The organism is Candidatus Sulfotelmatobacter sp. (genome assembly GCA_035498555.1).
Taxonomy (GTDB): domain Bacteria; phylum Eisenbacteria; class RBG-16-71-46; order RBG-16-71-46; family RBG-16-71-46; genus DATKAB01.
Genome location: DATKAB010000144.1, coordinates 1 through 2765 on the forward strand (window position 1 = coordinate 1; position 2765 = coordinate 2765).

4 protein-coding genes are annotated in these 2765 nt (G+C 68.5%); all 4 read left to right on the forward strand.

Annotated elements, in window-relative coordinates; genetic code table 11:
- The coding region (locus VMJ70_12140; GenBank protein ID HTO91873.1) for a quinol:electron acceptor oxidoreductase subunit ActD at nt 1-306 on the forward strand (306 nt) is incomplete at its 5' end.
- Complete coding sequence (locus tag VMJ70_12145) at nt 293-886, forward strand: cytochrome c (GenBank protein ID HTO91874.1); 594 nt, start codon at nt 293-295, stop codon at nt 884-886. The genes VMJ70_12140 and VMJ70_12145, both read left to right, overlap by 14 nt.
- 2 nt (nt 887-888) lie before the next feature.
- On the forward strand, nt 889-2184 hold the full coding sequence (locus VMJ70_12150) for a hypothetical protein (protein ID HTO91875.1): 1296 nt from the start codon (nt 889-891) through the stop codon (nt 2182-2184).
- A 126-nt stretch (nt 2185-2310) separates the two neighbouring features.
- Nucleotides 2311-2765, forward strand: a 455-nt coding sequence (locus VMJ70_12155; GenBank protein ID HTO91876.1) for a biotin carboxylase N-terminal domain-containing protein, incomplete at its 3' end; no start/stop codon positions are given.

Sequence of the window (2765 nt, forward strand, 5' to 3'; positions counted from 1 at the left end):
TACTTCATGCAGATCTGGGTCGCGTACGACTGGCCGCTCGTGATCGCCGGCAAGCCGTTTGCGTCGATCGTCCCCTACACGATCATCGGCTTCGAGCTGAACATCCTCCTCGGCGGTCTCGCGACCGTCGCGGGTCTGATCTTCTTCGGCATGTTCCTGACCCGGAAGGGCCACGACGCCTACCAGCCCGGCTTCTCGGGCGACGTGTTCGGCTGCATCGTGAACTGCCACGGCGACCAAGTGAACCGCGCGCAGGAAGTGCTGCGCCGCGCCGGCTCGACGGAGGTGCGCGTTGTCGAGGGCTAGTCTGATCGCCTTCGCTCGCCTCCGCCTCGCTGCGCGCGCCGCCACCGTCGGAGGGCTGTTCGCGCTCGTCTGCGGGACCGGCTGCTGGGAGCAGGTCGACAAGCACTGGTTCGATCAGATGAAGAACGAGCCGGCGGTGCAGACGCTCGAGCAGCGCCCGATCGACCCGCCCGAGGGCGTGATCCCGGCCGGCGGCACGGCGGCGCGGCTGGCGCCCGACGACCCGATGCTCGCCGCCATGCCGATGTACTCGCCGGTGGCGCACGACATCCAGAACCCGGTCGCCGCCACGCCCGAGTCGATCGCGCGCGGCAAGCACGAGTACGAGACCTACTGCGCGGTGTGCCACGGCCAGGACGGCATGGCCGCGCAGAGCCCGGAGAACCCGGTGGCGGTGAAGCTCGGCGCGAACGGCGCAGCACCGTTCCCACTGGTCGCCACGCCCGGCTACACCGACGGCATGATCTACACCAAGATCCGTTACGGGAAGCCCCTGATGCCCGGCTATCCGCAGATCGCGGCCGAGGACCGCTGGCACATCATCAACTACCTCCGGACGCTCTTCAAAGGGGTTCAGTGACCGTGAGCCAAGACGTCGCCACCCCTCGCTCGCTGCCCACCGCCGCCGCCGGCATCTTCGGCGTGCTGCTCGTGCTGGGCGCCGTCACGTTCCTGTTCGCGGCCTCGAGCTCCGACGCCGAGACCGCGAACCGCGCGTACCGCGTGTTCCTGCACAACTGGCTCTTGTGGGCGGTGCTCTCGAATGGCGCGCTCGTGCTGTCCGCGGCCATGCGGCTCACCAACGCGCGCTGGCAGGGTCCGATCCAGCGCGTGTGCGACTCGATGGGCTCGTACGTGCCGATCTCGACGCTGCTCTTCGTCGTGATCTACGCCGGCCGGCACCACCTGTTCGAGTGGGTCGAGCACCCGGTGCCGGGCAAGGAGTTCTGGTACGAGCCCACGTTCACCTTCTTCCGCGACACCGCGGCGCTCCTCTGGGTGACGTTCATCTCGCTGCTCTACCTGTACATGTCGGTGCGCCCGATGCTGGGCCGCGCGCGCGAGTCCGCGACCGGCCTGCGCAGAACGCTCTACCAGCGCTGGACCGCCGGCTGGCTCGGCGAGGAGCGCGAGCGCGAGTTCGCCACGCGCCGCACGCGCAAGCTGGCCGCGGTGCTCGTGCTGTCGTATGCCATCTGCTACTCGCTGATCGGCATCGACATGATCATGTCGCTCGCCCCCGAATGGGTGAGCACGATGTTCCCCGCCTACTTCGGCTGGGGCGGCTTCCTGTGCGCGGTCACGATGACCACCGTGATCTGCCTGGTCATGCGCAACTCGAACGAGCTCGAGGGCGAGATCACCAAGAGCCGCATGCACGACCTGGGCAAGATGATCTTCGCCTTCTCGATCTTCTGGATGTACCTGTTCTGGTCGCAGTACTTCGTGATCTGGTACGCGAACATCCCCGAGGAGACGTCCTTCATCATCCACCGCCTCGGCACTCAGTTCGTGCAGGACACCTGGTACTTCGCCGGCTTCTGGACGCGCATCGCCGAGCCGTACGTGAAGTTGTCGCTCTCCGTCTGGTTCCTGATCTGGGTGTTCCCGTTCTGGGTGCTCCTGGGCCAGAAGCCCAAGATGACCCCGGCCATCCTCGGCCCGATCGCCTGCGGGTCGCTCCTCGGCTTCTACCTCGAGCGCTACATCCTGGTGACGCCGTCGCTGGTCCCGCCCGACGCCGTGCTCGCGGGCGCCGCGATCACGCCGTTCTCGCCGATCGAGATCGGGGTGGCCGTCGGCTTCCTCGGCCTGTTCTTTCTGAGCTTCCTCTCCTTCGCCAAGGTTTTCCCGGGAGCTCTGCCGGCCAAGAGCTAGCTCGAGGCGCCGTCGCGCTCGGCGGGCGCGCCCATCCCGCTCGAAGATCCAGCCCACGCGCCGCGGAGGTGCCGGAGCCTTCCGGGGTCTCGATTGGGCTACCATCGACGAGGGGCGGCTAGCCAGGTGGGAAGCTCGATTCGGCGTATCGCGATTCTGAACCGCGGCGAGGCGGCTTCCCGCGCCTTGCGGGCGCTTCGCGAGCTTCGGACCGAGGAGGGGAGCGATCTCGTCGGGATCGCCCTCTACACCGAGCCCGACGCCACGGCGCCGTTCGTGCGCGAGGCCGACGAGTCGCTGTCGCTGGGGCCGGCGCTGCGGCCGTCGGGCAACGGGGCGCTGCGGCCGGCCTACCTGGACCACGACCGCGTGCTCGCGGCGCTGCGCGCGATGCGGGCGGACGCGGTGTGGCCGGGCTGGGGGTTCCTGGCGGAGGATCCGAGCTTCGTCGAGAAGCTCGAGGCGCTCGAGATCACGTTCCTCGGGCCGCGCGCCGAGACCATGCGGCGGCTCGGCGACAAGATCACGAGCAAGTTGATCGCCGAGGCGGCGCGCGTGCCCGTCTCGCCATGGAGCGGCGG